At 72.5% G+C, this 21,783-nt stretch carries 21 protein-coding genes and 1 pseudogene; 9 read left to right on the top strand and 13 right to left on the bottom strand.

Features of this window, described 5'->3' with window-relative positions:
• Positions 1 to 16 precede the first annotated feature (16 nt).
• Positions 17 to 652: a dihydrofolate reductase family protein gene (locus tag ABD332_RS00110; protein WP_344498117.1), complete on the top strand. Its 636-nt coding sequence runs from the start codon at positions 17 to 19 to the stop codon at positions 650 to 652.
• On the opposite strand, the gene ABD332_RS00105 is transcribed toward ABD332_RS00110, so the two are convergent.
• The gene (locus ABD332_RS00105) at positions 639 to 1,115 is read right to left on the bottom strand and encodes a GNAT family N-acetyltransferase (protein ID WP_344498115.1); all 477 of its coding nucleotides are present in this window, start codon (positions 1,113 to 1,115) and stop codon (positions 639 to 641) included. The genes ABD332_RS00110 and ABD332_RS00105 overlap by 14 nt on opposite strands.
• Positions 1,116 to 1,280: 165 nt before the next feature.
• Between ABD332_RS00105 and ABD332_RS00100 the strand changes: the two genes are divergently transcribed.
• Both ABD332_RS00100 and ABD332_RS00095 read left to right on the top strand, forming a co-directional pair.
• A complete protein-coding gene (locus ABD332_RS00100) occupies positions 1,281 to 2,648 on the top strand; it encodes a cytochrome P450 (protein ID WP_344498112.1) in 1,368 nt (455 codons plus the stop codon).
• A 72-nt stretch (positions 2,649 to 2,720) separates the two neighbouring features.
• On the top strand, positions 2,721 to 4,223 hold the full coding sequence (locus ABD332_RS00095; RefSeq protein ID WP_344498110.1) for a DHA2 family efflux MFS transporter permease subunit: 1,503 nt from the start codon (positions 2,721 to 2,723) through the stop codon (positions 4,221 to 4,223).
• 488 nt (positions 4,224 to 4,711) lie between these two features.
• On the opposite strand, the gene ABD332_RS00090 is transcribed toward ABD332_RS00095, so the two are convergent.
• Together ABD332_RS00090 and ABD332_RS00085 are read right to left on the bottom strand one after the other, a co-directional pair.
• Positions 4,712 to 5,392: a TetR/AcrR family transcriptional regulator gene (locus ABD332_RS00090; protein ID WP_344498108.1), complete on the bottom strand. Its 681-nt coding sequence runs from the start codon at positions 5,390 to 5,392 to the stop codon at positions 4,712 to 4,714.
• 10 nt (positions 5,393 to 5,402) lie between these two features.
• Positions 5,403 to 6,011, bottom strand: coding sequence for a hypothetical protein (locus tag ABD332_RS00085; RefSeq protein WP_344498106.1), 609 nt, complete (start codon positions 6,009 to 6,011; stop codon positions 5,403 to 5,405).
• A 206-nt stretch (positions 6,012 to 6,217) separates the two neighbouring features.
• Here ABD332_RS00085 and serS point away from each other — a divergent pair, with 206 nt between their 5' ends.
• Positions 6,218 to 7,510, top strand: a complete 1,293-nt coding sequence (gene serS, locus ABD332_RS00080; protein ID WP_344498104.1) for a serine--tRNA ligase — start codon at positions 6,218 to 6,220, stop codon at positions 7,508 to 7,510.
• Between the two features lie 633 nt (positions 7,511 to 8,143).
• Here the strand turns inward: serS and ABD332_RS00075 are convergent.
• A complete protein-coding gene (locus ABD332_RS00075; RefSeq protein WP_344498102.1) occupies positions 8,144 to 8,734 on the bottom strand; it encodes a TMEM165/GDT1 family protein in 591 nt (196 codons plus the stop codon).
• A 228-nt stretch (positions 8,735 to 8,962) separates the two neighbouring features.
• Positions 8,963 to 9,367, bottom strand: coding sequence for a Fur family transcriptional regulator (locus tag ABD332_RS00070; RefSeq protein WP_344498100.1), 405 nt, complete (start codon positions 9,365 to 9,367; stop codon positions 8,963 to 8,965).
• A gap of 101 nt (positions 9,368 to 9,468) precedes the next feature.
• Here ABD332_RS00070 and ABD332_RS00065 point away from each other — a divergent pair, with 101 nt between their 5' ends.
• A complete protein-coding gene (locus ABD332_RS00065; protein WP_344498098.1) occupies positions 9,469 to 9,825 on the top strand; it encodes an effector-associated constant component EACC1 in 357 nt (118 codons plus the stop codon).
• A gap of 3 nt (positions 9,826 to 9,828) precedes the next feature.
• On the top strand, positions 9,829 to 10,953 hold the full coding sequence (locus tag ABD332_RS00060) for a helix-turn-helix transcriptional regulator (protein WP_344498096.1): 1,125 nt from the start codon (positions 9,829 to 9,831) through the stop codon (positions 10,951 to 10,953).
• A gap of 528 nt (positions 10,954 to 11,481) precedes the next feature.
• Here ABD332_RS00060 and ABD332_RS00055 read toward each other — a convergent pair.
• A complete protein-coding gene (locus tag ABD332_RS00055; RefSeq protein WP_344498094.1) occupies positions 11,482 to 12,396 on the bottom strand; it encodes an SDR family oxidoreductase in 915 nt (304 codons plus the stop codon).
• A gap of 76 nt (positions 12,397 to 12,472) precedes the next feature.
• Positions 12,473 to 12,817: a hypothetical protein gene (locus ABD332_RS00050; protein WP_344498092.1), complete on the bottom strand. Its 345-nt coding sequence runs from the start codon at positions 12,815 to 12,817 to the stop codon at positions 12,473 to 12,475.
• A 55-nt stretch (positions 12,818 to 12,872) separates the two neighbouring features.
• Here ABD332_RS00050 and ABD332_RS00045 point away from each other — a divergent pair, with 55 nt between their 5' ends.
• Complete coding sequence (locus ABD332_RS00045; RefSeq protein ID WP_344498090.1) at positions 12,873 to 14,153, top strand: CoA transferase; 1,281 nt, start codon at positions 12,873 to 12,875, stop codon at positions 14,151 to 14,153.
• Between the two features lie 204 nt (positions 14,154 to 14,357).
• Here ABD332_RS00045 and ABD332_RS00040 read toward each other — a convergent pair whose 3' ends face one another.
• Positions 14,358 to 15,701 carry a condensation domain-containing protein gene (locus ABD332_RS00040; RefSeq protein ID WP_344498088.1) on the bottom strand — a complete coding sequence of 448 codons (1,344 nt, stop codon included), beginning with the start codon at positions 15,699 to 15,701 and terminating at the stop codon, positions 14,358 to 14,360.
• A 196-nt stretch (positions 15,702 to 15,897) separates the two neighbouring features.
• Between ABD332_RS00040 and ABD332_RS00035 the strand changes: the two genes are divergently transcribed.
• A complete protein-coding gene (locus ABD332_RS00035; protein WP_344498086.1) occupies positions 15,898 to 17,052 on the top strand; it encodes a monooxygenase in 1,155 nt (384 codons plus the stop codon).
• A 37-nt stretch (positions 17,053 to 17,089) separates the two neighbouring features.
• Here ABD332_RS00035 and ABD332_RS00030 read toward each other — a convergent pair whose 3' ends face one another.
• The 4 genes from ABD332_RS00030 to ABD332_RS00015 form a co-directional block, all read right to left on the bottom strand.
• Positions 17,090 to 18,082: a universal stress protein gene (locus ABD332_RS00030; protein ID WP_344498084.1), complete on the bottom strand. Its 993-nt coding sequence runs from the start codon at positions 18,080 to 18,082 to the stop codon at positions 17,090 to 17,092.
• A 105-nt stretch (positions 18,083 to 18,187) separates the two neighbouring features.
• On the bottom strand, positions 18,188 to 18,541 hold the full coding sequence (locus ABD332_RS00025; RefSeq protein WP_344498082.1) for a GlsB/YeaQ/YmgE family stress response membrane protein: 354 nt from the start codon (positions 18,539 to 18,541) through the stop codon (positions 18,188 to 18,190).
• An 80-nt stretch (positions 18,542 to 18,621) separates the two neighbouring features.
• Positions 18,622 to 19,155 carry a YciI family protein gene (locus ABD332_RS00020; protein ID WP_344498080.1) on the bottom strand — a complete coding sequence of 178 codons (534 nt, stop codon included), beginning with the start codon at positions 19,153 to 19,155 and terminating at the stop codon, positions 18,622 to 18,624.
• Between the two features lie 23 nt (positions 19,156 to 19,178).
• Positions 19,179 to 20,174, bottom strand: coding sequence for a sensor histidine kinase (locus ABD332_RS00015; RefSeq protein ID WP_344498078.1), 996 nt, complete (start codon positions 20,172 to 20,174; stop codon positions 19,179 to 19,181).
• Positions 20,175 to 20,287: 113 nt separating this feature from the next.
• Here ABD332_RS00015 and ABD332_RS00010 point away from each other — a divergent pair, with 113 nt between their 5' ends.
• Complete coding sequence (locus ABD332_RS00010; RefSeq protein ID WP_344498076.1) at positions 20,288 to 21,511, top strand: ROK family transcriptional regulator; 1,224 nt, start codon at positions 20,288 to 20,290, stop codon at positions 21,509 to 21,511.
• A gap of 167 nt (positions 21,512 to 21,678) precedes the next feature.
• Here ABD332_RS00010 and ABD332_RS00005 read toward each other — a convergent pair.
• Positions 21,679 to 21,783: pseudogene (locus ABD332_RS00005) on the bottom strand (IS982 family transposase); the annotation flags it as partial.

Here is a 21,783-nt window from a genome sequence, read left to right as displayed (position 1 = left end):
CGGAGGGGAATCCGCCATGCTGCGTGTGCACAACTTCTGCATCTCGGTCGACGGTTACGGCGCAGGGCCGGACCAGCGGCTCGAGGACCCGATCGGCACCGGCGGGGAGCGGCTGCACGACTGGCTCTTCGAGACCCGCACCGGCCGGCAGATGTCCGGCCGCGACGGCGGCAGCGAGGGCATCGACGACGAGATGATCGCCGCCGGCCAGACCGGCCTCGGCGCGACCATCATGGGCCGCAACATGTTCGGCCCGCTCCGCGGTCCCTGGTCCCCCGGCGAGTCCTGGGCCGGTTGGTGGGGCGCCGACCCGCCCTACCACCACCCGGTCTTCGTCCTGACCCACCACGCCCGGCCCAGCATCACGATGGAGGGCGGCACCGTCTTCCACTTCGTCACTGACGGCATCGAGGCGGCCCTGGAGCGGGCCACCGAGGCCGCCGGCGGGCTCGACGTGCGGCTCGGCGGCGGCGTCTCGACGATCCAGCAGTACCTGCGCGCCGGCCTGGTCGACCAGCTGCACGTGGCGATCATCCCGATCGTGCTCGGGCGGGGCGAGCGGCTCTTCACCGACGGCCTCACCGACGGCTACGCGTGCACGCGCATGGTCGCCTCCGACGCGGCGACCCACATGATCCTCAGCCGAGCATGATGGAGAACTGACGGGCGGTCAGGCCGAACCAGCGGTCGGTCAGCCCCTCGTCGGTCATGCCGAGACGCTTCGCGACCGCCTGCGACGCGAGGTTGTCGTCGTCCGTGAGCGCCAGGACCCGGCCGCTCGTGCGGGACAGCACCTCGCGGGCGGCGCGGGTGGCGAGGCCCTTGCCGTGGTGCGCCGGGTGCAGGTGCCAGCCGACCTCGACCTCGTCGGAGTCGGCGAGGGGCACCAGGAGGACTGTGCCCACCGGTACACCACCCTCCTCGATCGCCCAGAAGCCCCTTGGGCCGTCCTCCCGCTCGCGCATTCTGGCCAGCCTGGCGAGTGCCTCGTCGCGGTCCGCGACGACCCTGCGGGGGTGCGCGCCCAGGTGCCGCATCACCTCCCAGCGCGAGTAGATGTCGTAGAACGCCTCGACGTCGCCGTCCGTCCATCGCCGCAGCAGCATGTCCGCCATGATGGCAGCATGCTCGGTTCCGCGGACGCCGTCGCCTTCCTGCCCTCCGACCCCGACGGCAACACGCTGTCGCTGACCCGGTTCGCGCCTCCGGTTCGATAGCATCGCTTCGATTTCCGCCTTGATCGCCGGCGGGTGCCGACGGACCACGGAAGGTCGACGCTCATGACTGTCACCGACGCCGCCCCGGCGCCGACGCGCCCCATCCCGGTGGCGAAGGGCCGCCCCCTCGTCGGCAACGTGCCGGAGCTGGCGAAAGACCCCGCGCGGTTCTTCGCCCAGGCGTACCGGGAGAACGGCCCCGTCTTCAAGATCAGGGTGTTCAACAAGTCCTACACGGTCATCGCCGGCGCCGAGGCGGCCGACTTCATGGGCTCGAAGGAAGGCCGCGAATGCCTGCGGTCCAAGGAGTTCTGGCAGGGCTTCCTCGACGAGTACGGCGGCACCCGCACGATCCTCGGCGAGGACGGCGACAGCCACAAGGAGCTGCGGGAGATCATGCGCCGCGGTTACTCCCGCGACGCGATCAAGGGCCGCGGCAACGAGCTCGTCGAGATCACCGACCGGGTCCTCGCACGGGACTGGAAGGCCGGCGCGTCCGTCCCGGTCGTGCACGCGCTGCAGTACATGGTGACCGACCAGCTCGGCACGATCCTGACCGGCAACGCGCCCCTGGAGTACGTGCCGGACATCCGCACCATGACGCTCTACGTGCTCAACGTCCTGGTCACGAAGCAGCGGCCGAAGATCCTGCTGCAGAATCCCCGGTACAAGAAGGCCCGCAGCCGCGTGTTCGAGCTCAGCGACACGATGGTCGCTTCGCTGCGCGCGAGCGCCGGCAGCAAGCCTCCGGAGGAGCGCAACCTGGTCGAGGACCTCATGGACGTGCACCTCAACCGCGAGGGTGTCCTGCCCGCCAACGATCTCGTGCTCGCGCTCACCGGCCCGTACGTCGCCGGGCTGGACACGGTCGCGAACACGACCGCGGCCTTCATCTACTCCGTCCTCAAGCACCCGTCAGTGCTCGAGCGGGTGCAGGCCGAGGCCGACGCGCTGTTCGCCGGCGGCCCGATCACCGACGACGACCTGCGCAAGATCCCGTCGATCCGGTACGCGCTGATGGAGACGATGCGGCTCTATCCGATCGCGGTCGCGCTGAACCGCACCGCGACGCGGGACTTCGAGTTCGCGGGGTACACCATCAAGGAAGGCGAGATGGTCTACGTCGGCACGACCGTGCCGCACTTCATGGAGGAGTACTACCCTTCGCCGGAGACCTTCGACATCGGGCGGTACGAGAAGCCGCGGTCGGAGCACCTGCGGCCGGGCGCGTACTCGCCGTACGGGCGCGGGCCGCACACGTGCCTCGGCAAGAGCTTCGCCGACGTGCAGATGGCGCTGTCGATGGCGCGGCTGTTCCACCGGCTGGACCTCGCGCTCGACCCGCCCGGCTACACCCTCGTGACGAAGACCGCACCGACGCCTGGGCCGGCGATGAACTTCAAGGTCAAGGTGCGCGGCTACCGCCACTGAGTTTTCTTGCCGTCGTTCCTTGCCATCGTTTCCTGCCGTCTTTTTGTCGGACCCTCGGGCTAGGTTCTCTGCATGGCAACGCTGTCGTATGGCACCGCGTCCGGGCGCTGGGTCCTCACCGCGACGATCCTCGGCTCCGGCATCGCCGCGATCGATGCGACCGTCGTCGGCATCGCCCTGCCGGCGATCGGTCGCTCGTTCGACACCGACCTCGAGACGTTGCAGTGGGTCGTCACCTCCTACACGCTCGCCCTGGCCGGGCTGCTGCTCATCGCGGGCGCGCTCGGCGACCGGTATGGACGTCGGAAGATCTTCCTCGTCGGCGTCGTCTGGTTCGCCGTCGCGTCCGTCCTGTGCGGCGCCGCGCCCGACGCGCCGACCCTCATCGCCGCCCGTGCCCTGCAAGGCGTCGGCGCGGCCCTGCTCACCCCAGGCAGCCTCGCCATCCTGCAGGCGTCGTTCCGCCCCGAGGACCGCAGCCGCGCCATCGGCGCCTGGTCCGGCCTCGGCGGCGTCGCCACCGCGATCGGCCCGTTCCTCGGCGGCTGGCTCGTCGGCGCCGCCTCCTGGCGGCTCATCTTCGCGATCAACGTCCCGATCGCCGCCGCCGTCGTCCTGCTCACCTGGCGCCACGTCCCCGAGTCCCGCGACACCACCGCCACCGGCCGCGTCGACGTGCCCGGCGGCACCCTGGTCACGCTCGGCCTGATCGGCATCACCTATGGCCTGATCGAGGGCCACTCCCTCGGCTGGACCAGCCCCCTGGTGCTCACCGCCCTCGTCGGGGGCGTGCTGATGCTCGGCGCGTTCGTCTGGTGGGAGCGCCGCACCGCCCACCCGATGCTGCCGCTGGACCTGTTCGCGTCCCCGCAGTTCAGCGCCACCAACGTCGTCACGTTCGTCGTCTACGGCGCCATCGGCGGTGCCCTGTTCCTGCTGCCGATCCAGCTCCAGCAGGTCGCCGGCTACAGCGCCCTGCAGGCCGGCGTCTCCCTCCTGCCGGTCACCGTCATCATGCTCCTGCTGTCCGCCCGCTCCGGCGCGCTCGCCAGCCGCATCGGCCCGCGCCTGCAGATGAGCGCCGGCCCCGTCGTGGTCGGCCTCGGCATGGCGCTGTTCGCCCGGATCGACGCTTCCGGCTCGTACGTCACCTCGGTCCTGCCCGCCGTCGTCGTCCTCGGCCTGGGCCTCGCCACCACCGTCGCCCCGCTCACGTCGACCGCGCTGTCCTCCGCCCGCTCCAGCCACGCCGGCATGGCCTCCGCCGTGAACAACGACGTCGCCCGCGCCGCCGGCCTGATCGCCGTCGCCGTCCTCCCCGCCGCCGCCGGCATCACGGGCACCGCCTACCTGGACCCACCCCGCCTCTCAGCCGGCTTCCACACCGCCGTCCTCATCTGCGCCGCCCTGTGCCTCCTGGCCGCCGCCGTCGCCGCCACCACGATCCGCAACCCATCCCGCCCCACCCCCACCCCAGCCGTGCTGGAGAAGCCGTTGCGGCACTGCGCCGTCGACGCTCCCCCACCACCGCCGGCCTCAGCCGCCACCCCGACGACGGCCACCCACCACCACTGACCCCGCCCCGCCAGCAAGCCCCCGCCTGCCCTCCCCGGATCAGGTCAGCGCCGGCTCTCCGCCACCACCACGATCCGCAAACCACTCAATCCGCTCCCACTGCCGCCCCAGGCGGGGCCACCGCGCCCACCGCGGCACAGAAGCCGTTGCAGCACTGCACCACCGCCTCCAGCCTCGACCCCCACCTCGCCAGCAAGTCCCCCGCCCAACCCGCCTGCCTTCCTGGATCAGGTCAGCGCCGGGCCGGTCGCCTGCTGTGACGGGTCGTGGAGCCGCCTGTCCCTTGCGGGCACAGCAAGCACGTCCGCCTCGACCTGCGGCTCCGCACAGACTCCACGCTGCCGGGGCCGTGGTTGTGGTGCTGTTCCCCCATCGGGGCCAGGCCAGTTCTCATGATCCGGTAGACCTTGTGCACCTCTGACTGCCCAAGGTCTACCGGATCATGAGGAAGGCTCTCGTTCGGCGGGCCCGCGGGCAGGGCTCGGCGGTCAGGGGGTGAGGAGGCCTCGGAGGACGCTGCGGACGGTGCGTTCGAAGAGGTCGGAGGCGGCCGGCGGCTGGGCGGGGCTGGTGAACGCGGCCGTCAGGTGCGGGTGCGCCTGCGGGTCCACCAGGGAGAACAGCTGCGCGGCAGAGGCGCGCTTCCGCTCCTCGGCGGCCGGGTCGCCGGGCGGCGGGTTGCCCGGCACCGGCTGGGCGAACAGCGAAACCACGCCGGTCAGGACACCCATCGTCTCCATCTTCGTGCTGGCGGCGGCGGGCAGCGGCGCCATGATGGCCATGCAGCGCTCGAAGTAGTTGACGGCGCGCGGTCCGAAGGTGCCGCGGCGGGCGGCTTCGGTGAGCCAGGGGTGGCGGCGGTACAGGGCGAGTTGCTCGCGGGCGACCTCCACCAGGTCGTCGAGCCAGTCGCCGGTGAGCGGCCGGTCCAGCGGGAGCTCGGTGAGGACGGCGTCGGACATGAGGTCGAGCAGGTCGTCGCGGGACGACAGGTAGCGGTACAGCGAGCCGGCGCCCGTGGACAGGGCCGAGGCGACGGCGCGCATCGAAACCGCGGACAGGCCGCCGGCGTCTGCCAGTACAACGGCCGCCGCGACGATCTCGGCCCGGCTGTGCTGCGGGACAGGTCCCCGGGACCCGCGGTCGGGGCGGGTCCAGATCGTGTCCATGGCGACCAGCTTAAATCGCGAACGATGTTCCCGGTTCGCGCAGCGCCCAGCGGCGAGCGAGCAGGACGGCGCCGATGTGGGCGGCGACGACGAGGGCGCACTCGGTGAGCACGACCCACGGGCTGGTGCTGTAGCCGGTCAGCCGCGCGAACCCCACCGTCAGCGGGGCCGCGACGAGCGCGGCGGCCGGGATGAGGACGGCCATCGCGTTGGCGGTGTTTCCGGTGTACGGAAGATGCCGCAGTCGAATCCGGACGGCCGCGACCGATCCGGCGACCGCGAACGCCACCGCGGCGCCGTAGAAGACTCCGGCGGCCAGCAGGATCGGCACCTTCACGGACCTCGGCAGGTCGAACAGGGCCACCAGCAGCGGGTGCACCACCGTGGTGATCAGCGCGAAGCCGGCGGCTCCGCCGAGCAGCGCGCCGGCGATCGAGGTCCGCAGGTAGCGCAGGTACTCCCGCGGGGCGCGCCGGACACCCGCCTCGTCGGCGAGCCGGCGGGCGAAGCCGGGCACGTCGGGGCCGAGGAGCTCGGCAGGCCCGATCCCGTCCTCCGCGGCGGCGGCGAGATCCGCCCTGAGGTCGGCGGCGAGGCTCGTACGGTCGGCGCCGCTCACCCCCTGCGCTGCCGGCGCCACGCGTCAAGGCGCGCGGTGCCGGCGTCGGTCAGGGCGTACACCTTGCGGGGCGGCCCACTAGGTGACGCCAGGTAGCGTTCACTTGGAGTTGCGGGAGTGCCGCGGCGGCGGGTCGGAAATTGTGTCGGACCCAACCGGTAACATCCTGAGCGTCCAGAAAATCTAGGCAAAGGTGCGCGGCAGACATGCTCGACATCGAGTTGATTCGCAAGGACCGGGCCTCCGTCGAGGCCGCACTGTCCAAGAGGCTCGATCCGTCTGAGGTGTCCCGCTCGCTGAGTGCCATCGCCGAGCTGGACAAGCAGCGCCGCGAGCTCATCGGCGACATCGACGCCGAGCGGGCCCGCCGCAAGGAGGAGGCCCGCGCCTTCGGCGCCGCGAAGGCGGCCGGCCAGGCGGTCGAGCCGACCACCCGCGACGCGAAGGCCGCGCTGCAGGAGCTCGAGGAGCGCCTCGCCGCGGTGCAGGAGCAGCTCGCCACCGCGATGAGCGAGCTGCCCAACCTGCCGGCCGAGGACGTCGTGGCCGGCGGCAAGGAGGCGAATGTCGTCGTCAAGGTCTTCGGCGAGGCGCCGAAGATCGACAACGTCCGCGACCACGTCACCCTCGCCAACGAGCTGGGCCTCGTCGACTTCGAGCGCGGCGTGAAGCTCGGCGGCTCCGGCTTCTGGATCTACACGGGCTGGGGCGCCCGCCTCGAGTGGGCCCTGGTCAACTGGTTCATCGACCGCCACTTCACCGCGGGCTACCAGTTCATGCTTCCGCCGCACCTGCTGCTGGACTCGGCGGGCTATGCAGCGGGCCAGTTCCCGAAGTTCTACGACGACGTGTTCCACATCGCCACCGACGACGACGAGCGCGGCCGCTTCCTGCTGCCGACGTCGGAGACCGCGATCCTCGGCGCGTACCAGAACGAGATCTTCGATACCGCCGACCTGCCGCACAAGGCGTATGCGTACACGCCCTGCTACCGCAGCGAGAAGGCCGGCTCACACTCCGACGAGCGCGGCACGGTCCGCGGCCACCAGTTCAACAAGGTCGAGATCTTCCAGTTCACCACTCCCGAGGACGGCGAGAAGACCCTCGAGGAGATGGTCGACTACGCGGAGGACCTGGTCAGCTCGCTCGGCCTGCACTTCCGGCGCTCGCTGCTCGCCGCCGGCGACTCCAGCGCCTCGATGCGCAAGACCATCGACATCGAGGTCTGGATGCCGAGCACCGGCAAGTACAAGGAGGTCTCCTCGGTCTCCTGGGCGGGCGACTACCAGGCCCGCCGCGCCGGCATCCGCTACCGGGTCCCGGGCTCGAAGAACAACCGCTTCGTCCACACCCTGAACGGTTCCGCCCTGGCCACCAGCCGCATCTTCCCGGCGATCCTCGAGCAGTTCCAGCAGCCCGACGGCTCGGTCCTCGTCCCCGAGGTCCTCCGCGACAAGGTCGGCACCGACCGCATCGTCAAGCCGACCAAGCGACGCTGACGCTCCGGAAGCCTTCCACTTCCCGGGCAGGTCCGGCCGGCACCAACCCCGCCGGACCTGCCCGACTACGTCCCGCCGCCCGGTGCCATGCCCATCAGCGGCCTCGCGCCGTGGTTCCTGGCCGGGCCGGCTCTCCTGACCCGGCCGAGGTTCCTGGGCCGGCAGGTGTTCCTGGGCTGGCCCGGGGTTCCTGACCTGGCGGGGTTCCTGACCTGGCCGGCGCTCCTGGCCGTCTGTCGGCGTGCGTCGCAGTGCTGTAGCCCGGGCACAGGCTCGTCCAAGTTGGCCTGGATGCTGAACGGGCCAGGTTGGGCAGCTCGCTCATCGCGGTGGTGAGCTGCTCCTGCACCGCGGCGAGGCGCTCCTCGAGCTCCTGCAGCGCGGCCTTCGCGTCGCGGGTGGTCGGCTCGACCGCCTGGCCGGCCGCCTTCGCGGCGCCGAAGGCGCGGGCCTCGCGCCGCTCTTCTCTAGCCCGCCGCGCCACGCGTCACGTTTCCCCACGCCGCCGGGTCGCACTCCCGGGGCGTCGGGCCCTCCTCCTGCGGCGCCGGCGCACTGCGCGGCGGAGCGCCTTCCGCCCCAGTACACGAGCGCGTCCTCGGCGAGGTACTGGGGCGGAGGCGGCGTCCGTGGTTACAGGAGCTCGCCGAGGGCCTCGATGAGCAGCCAGACGCCGAAGAGGACGAACAGGGCGGCGGCGCCGTACTTGATGGTGCGTTCCGGAAGGTGCTTGCCGAGGAGGCGGCCGGCGAGGATGGCGAGGGCGTCGGCGGCGACCATGCCGATGGTGGAGCCCAGCCAGGTGCCGAACCAGCCGTGCTGGGTGGCGAGGGTGATGGTGGCGAGCATGGTCTTGTCGCCGAGCTCGGCCAGGAAGAACGCGACGCCGACGGTGAAGATGGCGGACCGGGTGGTGGGCTGGTTGACCTTGTCGCGCTCCTCGTCGGTGAGGGAGTCGCCGCGCAGCGTCCAGGCGCCGAACGCGAAGAAGGCGAGCGCCGCCACCAGGGAGATCCAGGCGGTCGGGAGGGCGGCGCCCAGGCCGTACCCCACGGCGACGGAAACCAGGTGGACCAGGGCCGTGGCGACGGTGATACCGATCAGGACCGGAACGGTCTTGAACCTGGTGGCGAACGTCAGCGCCATCAGCTGCGACTTGTCGCCCAGCTCGGCTACGAAGATGACGCCGAAACTGATGGCCAGGGCAGCGAGGAAACCGCTCATGTGGTTGCAGATACCTTCCCGGAGATGGCCGGGAGGAGGGCACGGACGACCTCGACCCGGCTTGTTCAGCCTGAGTCGAAGGTCTCGTCCGCCCTGTGCGGCACCGGACGGGTCCGGACGCCATGAGCACTGGGCCGCGTGGCCGGGGACGCGAGCGCCCCAGTATGTCGACCACGCAGTTGGAGGACTACTCCCCTTCGCGCTCCACCAGGGTAACCGACGGAGACGTCAGCGCGCGCAGCGTCCGCACGTGCCGAAGATCTCAAGCGTGTGGCTCACGTCGGTGAAGCCGTGCTCCTCGCCGATGCGGTCCGCCCAGCGCTCGACGGCGGGTCCGAGGACCTCGACGGTACGCCCGCAGCTGCGGCACACGAGGTGATGGTGGTGGCGGTCGCTGCAGCGCCGGTACCGGGTGTCGCTGCCCGGGACCTGCATGACGTCGATCTCGTTGGTCTCGGCGAGCAGCTGCAGGGTCCGGTAGACGGTGGTGAGGCCGACGTTGGCGCCGCGTTCACGGAGCATGACGTGCAGCTCCTGGGCGCTGTGGAACCCGTCGACGTTGCTGAGCAGCGTCATCACGGCGTCACGCTGGCGGGTGTTGCGCCGGGCAGGGTGCTGCTCCACGTCGTTCACCCGAAAAAGCTTAGCGTGACCTCACCAAAGCGCTGCAGCGGAGCCGAGAGCCAGCTGGAGCGGCGGCGAAAATTGTCGTACCTGCGCGGTACCGTGCCGTCGTGGAGATTCGCCTTGAGGTCGACGACGAGGAGTCGTTGCGTCAGCTGTACCAGTGGCTGCGCGACGACGAGATCATTCGCACGGTCCGGGTGAGCCTGACGCCGACGGCGCCCCGGCCCGGGGAGATGGGCGGCGCGTTCGAGGTCGTCAACGCCCTGGTGAGCAACGGCATCGCGCTCGGCGGGCTGCTGATGGCGGTGGTGACGTGGCGCGGGACCCGGCCCCGGCCGCCGCGGGTGCGGATCCGGCGCGGCGACGTGGTCGTCGAGTTGGACGACTCCTCCTCCCCCGAGGACATCCGGCGGATCGTCGAAACGCTCGACCCACCGGCCGCACCCGATCAGGACCCGGCGTAGGCGATGCGCGCGTCGCGGCTCATCTCGCTCGTGCTGCTGCTCCAGGCCGGCGGCACGGTGACGGCGGCTGAGCTGGCCGAGGCCCTGGAGGTCTCCGAGCGCACCATCTACCGCGACATCCTCGCCCTGTCCGCGGCCGGCGTTCCCGTGTATTCGGAACAGGGCCGCGCCGGTGGATACCGGCTCCTCGACGGGTATCGCACGAAGCTCACCGGTCTCAGCCGCGCCGAGGCGGAGGCGCTGTTCCTGTCGGGGCTGCCCGGCCCGGCCCGTGACATGGGCCTCGGCGACGTGCTCGCCGTGGCTGAGCTGAAGGTGGCCGCGGCGCTGCCCGCCCCGATCCGCGACGCGTCGAGCCGCGCACGGCAGCGGTTCCACCTGGACGTGCCCGGGTGGTTCGAGGACCCGGCCCAGCCGCCGCCCTGGCTGGCCGACCTGGCCCGCGCCGTCTGGGACGACCGGGTCATCCAGCTGCGGTATGAGCGCCGCGCCGGGCGGACCGACTCGGCCGGGCGGACCGACTCGGTCGGGCGGACCGACTCGGTCGGGCGGACCGACGACCGCACGGTGGCCGGGCGGCGGGAGGTCGTCGCGCGGACCGTGGAGCCCTACGGGCTCGTGCTCAAGAACGGAGGGTGGTATCTCGTCGGGCGCGTCGCCGGCGACCTGCGGGTGTACCGGGTGGACAAGATCGCCGAGCTGACCGTCGACGAGACGGGGTTCACGCGGGACGTGGAGTTCGACCTGGGCGCGTTCTGGGCGGAGCGCGCCGACGAGTTCGTGCGGCGGGTCCTCGCCGAGCGGGTCACGATCAGGCTCACGCCGGCCGGGCTGCGGACGCTGCGGCACGCGGTGGAGGCCCTCGCGGTGCGGGAGGCCCACTTCCACCCGCCCGACGAGCAGGGCCGGGTGGTGGTGGACCTGCCCGTGGAGTCGGTCGCCGTGGCGTACACACAGTTACTGCGGCTCGGGCCCGACGTCGAGGTGCTCGAGCCCGAGCCGTTACGTGACCTCATGCGCAGCGCCGCCGACAGGATGGCTGCCCTCTACCGGTCGCCGGAGCAGCCGAACACCGTCGCGCCTGGCGAGCCCGGTGGCGACGACGCAGACGTAGGCGACGCGGCGTAGGGCACCCACGTCTCCGGCGTGCGGTGGAGGTCGGACCCGTCACGCAAGACCGCGCGCCCGAAGCAGGCGGGACAGCCCCACCAGCAGCGAGCGTGAGGGCAGGTCGGACCTGTGACCCACGGCCGCGTGAGGGACAGGCACGGCCGCGATCGCAACGGACGAGATGGCGGCCCTCCACCGGCAGCAGCCGGTCCCGGCAGATCCCGGGCAGCGCCCCGCGGGCAGGCGACCCACGGCAATTCGGCGCGGACCGGATCGGGCGGTGCCGGCCACCCGACGGGGACCCGGGGCAGCGCTCCACCGGCAGCCAGCCAGCCACCGCAAACCGCGGACAGTTCGCCACCAGCGGTCGTCACGCACCGAGCGCTGGCAAGCGGACAGTTCGCCACCAGCGGTCGTCACGCACCGAGCGCTGGCAAGTAGCCGGTCAGCGCAAACCCCGGAAGCGGCCACCGTCGCCGGTCAGCGCAAACCCTGGAAGGCAGGCCACCGCCGCCCCGCTACCGCGACCTCCAGGACAGCGTGCGGCTACCGGTAGCCGGTGGCGTCGGCGGGCTTGCCCGGTTCGTGGACCTCGCGGAAGTAGCGCCACCAGTCGGGACGGCTGCCGTCGAGGTCGGTGAAGCCGTACACCTGCGACAGCTGGCCGCTGGACAGGGACTGGCCGGTCCAGCGGGCGACGTCAGGGTCGGCGGCGAGGGCGGCGACGGCGCGGCCGACGTACGCCGGGGACTCCGAGATGACGAAGTGCGGTTCCTTGGCCGTCGCGTCGAGCCAGTTGGACTCGGTGACGCCGAAGTGGTCGAGCATCTGCTCCGAGCGCAGCCAGCCGGGGGTGAGGGAGACCGCGGTCGCGCCGTGTGGGCGTAGTTCGTGGGCCTGGGCGAACGCGAGTCGCAGGACGGACATCTTCGCCAGGTCGTAGAAGAACGAGACGCGGTAGTTGTCCAGGTTGTACGCGAGGGTGCCGTCCGTCATCTCGACGACCAGGCCGCCGGGGTTGCGGATGAGGAGGGGCAGGGCGTGGTAGCTGGTGATGATGTGCGTGTCGATCGCCAGGCGCAGGATGTGCAGGCCGGTGTCGAGCGAGTCCTCCCACAGCGGCTTGTCCCAGGTGAACAGCTTCTCGGCGCCCCAGATGTCGTTGACGAGGACGTCGAGCCGGCCCTGCTCGGCGTCGATGCGGGCGACGAGCGAGCGCACCTGGTCGGGCACCAGGTGGTCGACCTGCACGGCGATCCCGGTGCCACCGGCGGCGGTCACCAGCTCGGCGGTCTCCTCGATGGTCTCGGGCCGGTCGATCTCGGAGGGTTGCTCACGGGTGGTGCGTCCCGTCGCGTACACCGTGGCGCCCGCCGCGCCGAGCTGCACCGCGATCTGCCTGCCCGCGCCCCTCGTCGCGCCGGCGACCAGGGCGACCTTGCCTTTCAGTGGTTGTTCCATACAGACGACCGTGCCAGAAAAACCTGACAACCCGTGTCCGACTTCAGAGAAGGCCGACTTCAGAGAAAGGCCGACTTCAGAGAAGGCTCTTGCCGGCGGTGCGTGGGCGGGGGACGCCGTCGACCGAGACGCAGATGCCGTACACCTTGGCGTGGCCGGTCCAGCCGTTGACCCGGCCGCGGTTGTTGCTGATCTGCACCCGGCGGCCCGTGGCGTCGACGGCGGACACCAGGTGCAGGTACACCGTGCCGGCCACCTTCGCCAGGACGATGTCGCCGACCTCGACCAGCGCCGGGTCGACCGGATTGACCGTCACCAGCTGGCGGCTGCGCACCAGCGGCACCATCGACGACCCGCTGGGCCGGAACTGCACCGTCGCGCCGCCGGCGACCCGGGCGGCGACCATGTCGATTGCACCCATCGTGCCCGTCAGCATGCACCCGCCCGCGCGGCGGCGTCGAGCGAGAATGGCGACCGTGAGCGTTGAGATCTCCGGTCCCGCTGTTCCTGCTGTACTTGCGGCGCCCCTCGCCGTCGCCGGGTGCGCGACCGCGGCCGTGACCATGTGCCTGGAGGCGGCCGCGGACCTCGCCGAGGCGCGCACCGGCCACCGCCCCGCCGTTTCCCTCGACACCGGGCACGTCGCCGCGGCCGTCCGCGCCGAGGCGCTGCTGCGGGACCCGGAGGGGCGCGGCATCGACGGGTTCGCGCCGCTGTCGCGCCTGTGGCCCGCCGCCGACGGCTGGGTCCGCACCCACGCCAACTACCCGTGGCACCGCGCCGCACTCCTCACCGCCCTCGAAGCGGAAAGCGCGGATGTGGAGAGCGTGGCCGAGACGATCGCCGGAATGCCCGCCTTGATGGTGGAGCGTCTGGTGTACGAGGCGGGCGGCCTCGCCGTCGCCGCCCGGAAACCCGGCGAGCTGCCAGCACCGAACGGCCCACTGGTACGCGCCACGCCCCTCGGCACCGCGACCGGGCGGCCGGAGGGCACCGGTGCGCGAGGGTCGCTGCCGGCCGCCGGGATCCGGGTCCTCGACCTGACCCGGGTCATCGCCGGTCCCGTCGGCACACGGATGCTCGCCGCGCTCGGCGCCGACGTCCTGCGGATCGACCACCCCGCACGGCCCGAGCTGCCCGGGCTCGCCGTCGACGGGGTCCTCGGGAAGGCCAGCGCGCTGCTGGACGCCGGCGAGGACCCGGCGACGCTGCACAGGCTGCTGGACGGCGCCGACGTGCTCGTCACCGGGTACCGGCCGGGCGCCCTCCGCCGGCTCGGCCTGGACGCCGACCAGATCGCCGAGCGGCACCCCGGCACGGTCGTGGTGACGCTGTCCGCGTGGGGCACCGGCGGGCCGTGGGGCGCGCGGCGCGGCTTCGACAGCCTGGTCCAGGTCGCGACCGGGATCGGCTGGCTGACCAGGGACGCGTCCGGCCGGCCCGGGGCGCTGCCGTGCCAGCTGCTCGACCACGCGACCGGATACCTCGTCGCCGCCGGAGCCCTGGCCGCCCTCGCCGAGCGGGCGCGCAACGGGGTCGCCGCGCACGTCGAGGTGTCCCTGGCCCGGACCGCCGCCTGGCTGATCGGTGCGCCGCTCGACGGGACGCCACCGGTGGAGACGCCGGTCGCGCCGCACCTGGTGCCGCTCGGCAACGGCTGGACCGGCGTCGCCCCGCCCGGCGCGCTGGACGGCGTGCCGCTCAGCTGGCCCCGCCTGCCCCCGTCCTACGGGACCGCACCCGCCGCCTGGAGCTGACCGCCCCGCCACCCCGGCCGCCACGGAAAGCCCCGCAACGACCGCCGCGGAAGCCCACCCCGGTCGCCACGGAAGCCCCACCCCGGTCGCCGCGGAAGCCCCGCGACGGCCGCCACGGAATTCGCCGCAGCGGCCGGGTGGAAGCGCCCGCCGCCACCGCGTCGAGTCGCCACGAAGGACTCCACGAGCACCCGGCGGGCGTTCCTACAGCGCCGCGGGCTGGAGGGCGGCGGCCTTCGACGCGAGCTCGTCCATCGCCTGCAGGACCGCGGCCGCGGACGCCGGGGTGACGTGGGCCGTGTCCAGGTACGCGGTGAGCCGCAACGCCTCGGCGCCGTCGCTGGTCGCGTCGTCGACGTGCACGAACAGCGGCTCGAACGTCGGCGCCTCCTGCGCGGCCACCCACCGGAACGCCGCCGGCGCGTCAGGGGCGGGACCGGCGCCGCGGCGGTCGTTGAAGTAGCAGCCGAGCTCGATCGGCGCGCCGCGCTCGCGGCCGACGCGGTCGACGAGGTCGGCCATCTCCGCCTGGTGGAAGTACGCGTACTTGTACGCCGACAGAGCCGCCCGGCCCGCCCGGGGCAGCAGGTCCTCGAACGAGCCGCCGCCGACGTCGATGCGGAACAGGCCGGCCTGCGCGAGGGTGCAGACGACGTCGGCGAGGCCGGGCCTGAACCGGTTGCTGGTGATCGGCCGGATCACGACCGGGTCGACGCCGAGGACGCCGTGCAGGGCGGCCGCGTACAGGGTGAGCAGCACCGTCGCGGACTCGACGCCGCTGCGGTCGCTGATCGCCCGCACCGCCGCCGGCAGCGACGGGGAGGTGAGCTCGCCCTGCCGGTACCGTGGCGAAACCACCTCGGCGGGCGGCGGGAACCTGACCGGGTCGACGTCCCGGACGATCCGCTCCCAGTGGCGCTGGGCGTGCTCGTTGTGCCGGCGGCCGGCCGGTGACGTCTGCCATCCGGCCTGCGCGAGGGGCTGCAGCCCGGCGACCGGCGTGGCGGTGCGGGCGGCGACCTCGGTCATCATCGTGACGGCCCCGGCGGCGTCGGTGACGAAGTGGCTCACCAGCAGCACCACGTGGGTGAGCCGGCCGCCCTGCCGGACGACGGCGTACCGCACCGGCCACTCGGCGGCGAAGTCCATCGGCGTGTCCCTGAGCCGCTCGTGCACGGCCGCGGCGACCAGATCCGCGCTGTCCGGTCCTGCGCCGGTCCCACCTGCGTCATTGTCGGCGTCGGTACCGACGTCGTGGACCTCGACCGTGAGCTCGCCCGACGCGTGCACGACCTGCTCGGGCCGGCCGCCGGCGCCGGTGTGCACCCGGGTCCGCATCGGCTGGTAGCGGCCCATCAGGTACCGGACCTCGTCGACGACCTCGTCGAGCGTCGTCCCCTCGGGCAGCGGCCGGACCCCGCCGAGCGGCAGCCAGGTGCCCTGCTTGACGATCGCCGACCAGTTCTCCAGCTGCCCCCATGACAGCGGCCCGGTGCCGGCGCCGTCACCTTCGAACCGCACGACCACCCGTTCCGGCGCAACAACCATCGCCGGTCCTCCTCAGTTTTCGACTTTCGGCGGCAAAGTTTCCACATAGTGCCGCAAGAAGTCCTCATCCACCATTACCCATCGAGTCGATTGACCCCGAGGGGCACTATCAGGGAGAACCCCGGATGTGTCGCCCGAATCCGGAGAGAATCATCAACATCGATTCATAACCGGCGCCGTCCACGGGGAGGCAACGATGAAGAGACTGGTCGCGCTCGCGGCGGTGGTCCTGCTCACGGCGTGTGGCGGGTCGAAGGACCCGGAATCGGCACCGTCGGCCGCGGCGCCGGCGAGCGGGGCGCACAGCGGGCACCTCTCCGCGCCGCCCGCCGAGCCGCTCCGGGCCGGCGAACGCTTCCAGAGCCTGTCGATGCCGGCGTCGTACACGCCGAAGGCACCCAACGGCGGCACCGACGAGTACCGGTGCTTCCTGGTCGACCCGAAGCTGACGAGCGAGGCGTACCTGACGGGCAGCCAGTTCCTGCCGCAGAACGCCGACATCGTGCACCACGCGATCTTCTTCCGCATCGCGCCCGGCTCCGCCGACGAGGCCCGCAGACTCGACGCCGGCACGCCCGGCGACGGCTGGACGTGCTTCGGCGACTCGGGCGTCGAGGGCGACACGTGGGTCGCGTCCTGGGCACCGGGCGCCAACGAGACGCTCCTCGCGCCCGACCTCGGCTACCAGATGCCGCCCGGCAGCCTCATCGTCATGCAGATCCACTACAACCTGCTCGCCACCGGCGGCCCGGCGGGCGGCGCGGACCGGTCGAGCATCCGCCTGCGGCTCAACGACACCACCTCGGCGATGACACCGCTGCAGACGTCGCTGCTGCCGGCGCCGATCGAGCTGCCGTGCACGCCGGCCGAGTCGGGCCCGCTGTGCGACCGCGCCGCGGCCGTCGCCGACGTCGGCAAGCGCTTCGGCGAGGAGATCGGCGGCCAGGCCGACCGGCTGCTGCGGCTGTGCGCGAAGGGCGCCCCGCCGGCCGCGGGCCCGACCCAGCACTGCGACCGCCCCGTGCCCGGCAGGTCCACGGTGTACGCGGTGGCCGGCCACATGCACCTGCTGGGCCGGTCCATCAAGATCGAGCTCAACCCCGGCCGGCCCGGCGCGCAGACGCTGCTCGACGTCCCCCGGTACAACTTCGACGACCAGGCGATCCACCCGCTCGCCAAGCCCGTCGTCCTGCAGCCGGGCGACACGCTGCGGGTCACCTGCACCCACGACGCGGCCCTGCGCGGCCAGCTGCCCCAGCTGAAGGGCACCGCGCCGCGTTACGTGGTCTGGGGCGACGGCACCAGCGACGAGATGTGCCTCGGCCTCGTCATCATGACTCCCAGCGCCTGACGTCCGACCGTCCCGGCGGTCCGCGGCGGGGGGATGGTCACACGCTGCGGGTGACGAGGACCGGACTCGCGGCGTGGTGGACGATGAGCTGGGTGCGGGGGTTGGGGCGGGGGTTCTCGAACCAGCTGTCCCGGTGCGCACCCAGGACGAGCAGCAGGGCGGAGTCGGCGGCGCCGGTGAGGGCCTCCACGACCGGCTCGTCGGAGCCGGCGAAGCTGGCGTCGACGTCGCCGTGCCCGCGCAGCCACGGGGTCAGCTCGGCGTGGACGGCGGCGTGCGACCGGGCCCGCCCGGCGTGCAGGGCGACCATCGGGACGTGCCGGGACAGGGCCTCGTCGTAGGCGAACTCGAGCGCGCGCCAGGCCGACGGTGAGCCGTCGACGCCGACCACGACCGGGGCGGCGCCCGGCAGGGCCGTCATCGGGTCGGCGCCGGGGCCGGCCAGGTCCGGGCCGGGCCGGCCACCGACATGCCGCACGCCGCGGCGCGGGACCGCGCTGACCGGCCCTAGCCCGTACCTCGTCTGGCCGTTCCCGGCCGCGGCGTGACCGGCACCGCTGCCGAAGTGCGGTGACAGCTCCGGCATGCTCAGGAACTGGCTGGGTTCGGGCAGCTCGGGGGTCGGGGGTCCGGCGGCGGACTCGGGGATCCAGCGTTCGCCGCGGTTGACGACGAGGATGGGGCAGTGGGCGTACGCGGCGAGCTGGGCGCCGACCGACGAGTTCAGCTGGCCGCCGTCGTGCGTCCTGCCGCCGATCGCCACCAGGCTCGCGGACCGGGACTGCTCCTGCAGGACCCGGCCCGGCCGGCCGCCCACCGTGACCGTCTCCACCGAGATGCCCGGCTGCCAGGCCCGGGCGTCGTCGGCCGCGTCGAGGACGATCCCCTGCCCGTCGGCGTGGCCTTCCCAGCTCATCGCGTGCACGATCCGCAGCGTCCGCCCGTGGCGGGCGGCCTCGTCGGCGGCCCACCGGACCGCGCCGAGACTCGCCATGGACCCGTCGACGCCGGCGACCACTGGTCTGTCCATGCATCCAACGTCCCTCGCCGGACCGGCATCGACCACCCCTCGGGATGAGGAAACCGGCCCGGACGACGGGTGGGCGCCGGCCCCGCAGCGCCTGCCCAGGCCCGCCTAGTCCTCGGCCTTCTTGCGGCGGCGGGGGCGGCTGGCGCGCTTGCGGGGCTTCGGGTTGCCGGAGGCGAGCCTGGTGTAGGTCAGCATGTTGGCCAGCCCGATGCCGATCGTCGCGAACAGCACCTGGATGCCCAGCTCCCACCAGCTCCACTCGATCTTCCAGAGCTTCACGAGGGCCTTGTCGTCGACGTTGACGAGCTCGGCGACCAGCGTGCCGAGCAGGGCCGCGCCCACGCCGATGAGGAACGTGATGAACAGGCCGATCGACTGGCGGCCCGGCAGGACCAGCCGGCCGAGGACACCGATGAGCAGACCGATCGGGATCGCGCTCAAAAAGTCGTTGATGTGCATGGCACCCGCGCTCCCCTCGCGTTGAAGCAATCGACCGGCACCGTACACGTCCGCGGCAAGATCCGCAGGATTGGGAGCCGCTACCGGCGGCCGCCCATCTGCCACGGGTGGATCTCGACCTCCTCGTAGCCGTCCGGCAGGAACGACCCGTCGGCCCGCGACGCCTCGACCAGCACGGCGGTGCCGAGCCAGCCGCCGTCGTCGTGCGAGAACAGCTCGCCGCGGGCCAGGGTGCCCGGCCTCGGCGGCACGGCGGCGGAAGGGGACGCGCCGGGGGCGGCGTGGCCGATGAGCAGGAAACCGGAGCCCTCGCCGGAGGCGTGCTGCCACATGGTGCCGCCGAGGGTGTCCTCGTACCGCAGCAGCAGGACGGGATCGTAGACGCCGGCCCGGTAGTTGGGCTCGTCGAACGCGAACGCCCGGGCGGCGGCCAGGTCCGGCAGGTCGACGATGTGGATGCTGCCGGTCGCCTCGCTGCGGTCCTCGCTCAGCGTCGGGCCGCGGGCGGTGAGCTCCTTGACGTAGCCGTCCATGTACGCCCAGTGCTTCTCGACGAGCTCCTCGCGCAGCGGCCCGGTGCCGGGAACGTCGATGCCCCATACGAAGTGCAGCATGGTGCCGCAGTCTTCCATGCCTGTTAACCGGGCAGATGCGCGGCCAGCACCGTGGCGCCTTCCGGGTCTGTATCGGTGGTCAGCCGGCCGCCGTGCCGGGCGATGATGGCGCGGCACAGCATCAGCGCGGTCGAGTCGTGCCGGACGCCGTCACCGGTCAGCGGGGACGACGTGAAGAGCCGGTCGCCGCCGCGGCCGCCGATGGGCACGGTGACCCGCCAGCCGCTGCCGGTGGCCGTGACGCCGACGGTGAGCAGCGCGCCCGGCTCGGCCGCGGCGAGCCCGATCCCGATCATGGCGTCGACCAGCCGGCGCAGCAGCACCCGCTCGCCCTGCACCGTGGCGTCGGGGTCGGCGTGGGCGGTCAGGTGCACGGCGGCGGCCTTCGCGGCACCGGTCCAGCCGGCCAGCGCCTCGGCGACGATCCTCTCCAGTTGCACTATCTCGCCGGTACCGGCGGGGGCGGCGTTCTCGATGCGGGCCAGCTCCGTCACGTTGTCGATGAGGCCCAGCAGCCGCTGCGCGTTTCGGGCGACGGCCGCGACCGGCACGGCGAGCGGGTCCGGCTCGGTCACCTCCTCGCCGAGCAGCTCCGACATCGCGGCGATCGACGTGACGGGGGTGCGCAGCTCGTGCGACACGGCTGCGGTGAACTCGGCCTTCATCGCGACCAGCTCGGCGAGGGCCCGGTTCTGCCGGCGGAGCCTGGCCCGGTCGGCGATGCGGTGCGACACGTCCCGCAGCACCAGGCAGCGCCCCTCGTGCGGGGTGCCGGGCAGCAGCGGGCCGCTCCAGCTCCACTCGACGACCAGCCCGGGCCGCGGCGACCAGCGCCCGCTGTCCTCGGCCGCCATCGCCGCCGCGACGGTGTCGCCGACCTTCTTCCCGGTCGCCTGCTCGCCGAGGAGGTCGCGGGTCGCCTGGTTGGCCGCCACGACGGTGCCGTCGGCGCTGGTGACGAGCAGCCCGGTGCCGAGCTGGTCCAGCGCCGCTGCCAGCAGCTCCGGATCGACCGTCATCCTCTTGACCCGCTTTTCGTCGCTTTGCCCCGTTAGTGAGTTTAAGTGACGGCCACCCGACCGCGCGTGGCGATTGACACCCGCCGACGGACGCCCATACGGTTCGAGCCACCATGACGCACCTCGGCGGATCGTCCAAGCTGCTCAGGGCCATGAACGACGCGGCGGCCCTGAGTCATGTCCTCGAACGCGGCCCACTCACGCGCGGAGACCTGCGTGAGCTCACCGGCCTGTCCAAGCCCACGATCTCCGAGGCGCTGCGCAGGCTCACCGAGGCGAAGCTCGTCACGGTCGTCGGCTACGTCAGCGCCGGCCCCGGCCCCAACGCCGAGGTGTATGCGGTGAACCCCGACGCGGCGTACTCCGTCGCGCTGTCCGTGCGCGACCGCACCTTCGGCGAGTCGTCCGACTCGTCGCTGCCGGCCGTCACGGCCGCGGTCACCGACCTCGCGGGCGCCGTCCGTGGCCGGCTCGACCTGGCTGTGGACTTCACCCGTACCGACCCCGTCTCCGCCGTCGTGGACGCCGTCCAGGACGTGTGCAAGGAGGCCAGGATCGCGCCGGACCCCGTCGCGCAGGTGCAGATCGCGGTCGCCGGGTCGTTCGACCCGCGCACCGACGTCCTGCACCACGTGGAGGTCCCCGGCTGGAGCCGCCCCGGGCTCATCGACGACCTGCGCCGCCGCCTCGGCGTCCCCGTCGGCGTCGACAACGACGTCAACCTGGCCGCCGTCGCCGAACGCGCCCACGGCGCCGGCCGCGACGCGGAGAGCTTCGCCCTGCTGTGGCTCGGCGAGGCGGGCCTCGGCCTCGCCATCGACCTCGGCGGCACCCTGCTGCGCGGCGCCCGCGGCGGCGCCGGCGAGATCGGCTACATGCCGATGATGCTGCCCGGCGTCACCGGCGGCCGCGGCTTCACCGGCCGCGTCGACTTCCAGGATCTCGTCGGCGGCGGCGCCGTGCTCGACCTCGCCGCCGAGTACGGCATCCGGGAGCGCACCGCCGCCGGCACCATGGCCACCGCCGTCGCCCGCGCCGCCGACCGCGACGAGGCCGCCCGCAGCTTCGTCACCACCCTCGCCGGCCGGATCGCGATCGGCCTGTCGGCCGTCGTCGCCGTCCTCGACCCGCCGCTCGTCGTCATCGGCGGCGAGGTCGGCCAGGCGGGCGGCCCCGTCCTGAGCACCGCGGTCGCGACCGCCCTGGCCGAGGCGGCGCCGCTGGAGACGTCGATCGCCACCAGCACCCTCACCGACGACGCCGCCCTCCTCGGCGCCCAGGAAGCCGGCCGCTCCGCCGTCCGCGACTCGATCCTCGCCACCCTCCGCCGCCCCTAATAAACGAGAAACCACCGCAACCCAGCACAACCCGCTTCCACTGCCGGACATTTCGGATTTGCTCAGCGCCCGATTCCATGATCCGGAAGACTTTTTGCTGCCAGAGCGACATTAACTCTTCCGGATCATGAGAACCCACCGCGCCCTAGACGGTCTATTCCAAGGGTTCAGTGGTCGTAAGCGATCAGGGATCGCATGACGGGTTGGCCGGTGTGCCAGTTGTGCCAGATCGCGGCGGTCATGGCCAGGAGGCGTTGCAGGATGCGGACGGC

The organism is Dactylosporangium maewongense, assembly GCF_039531485.1.
Classification (GTDB): Bacteria; Actinomycetota; Actinomycetes; order Mycobacteriales; family Micromonosporaceae; genus Dactylosporangium; species Dactylosporangium maewongense.
This window is presented reverse-complemented; position numbering and strand designations above follow the sequence as displayed.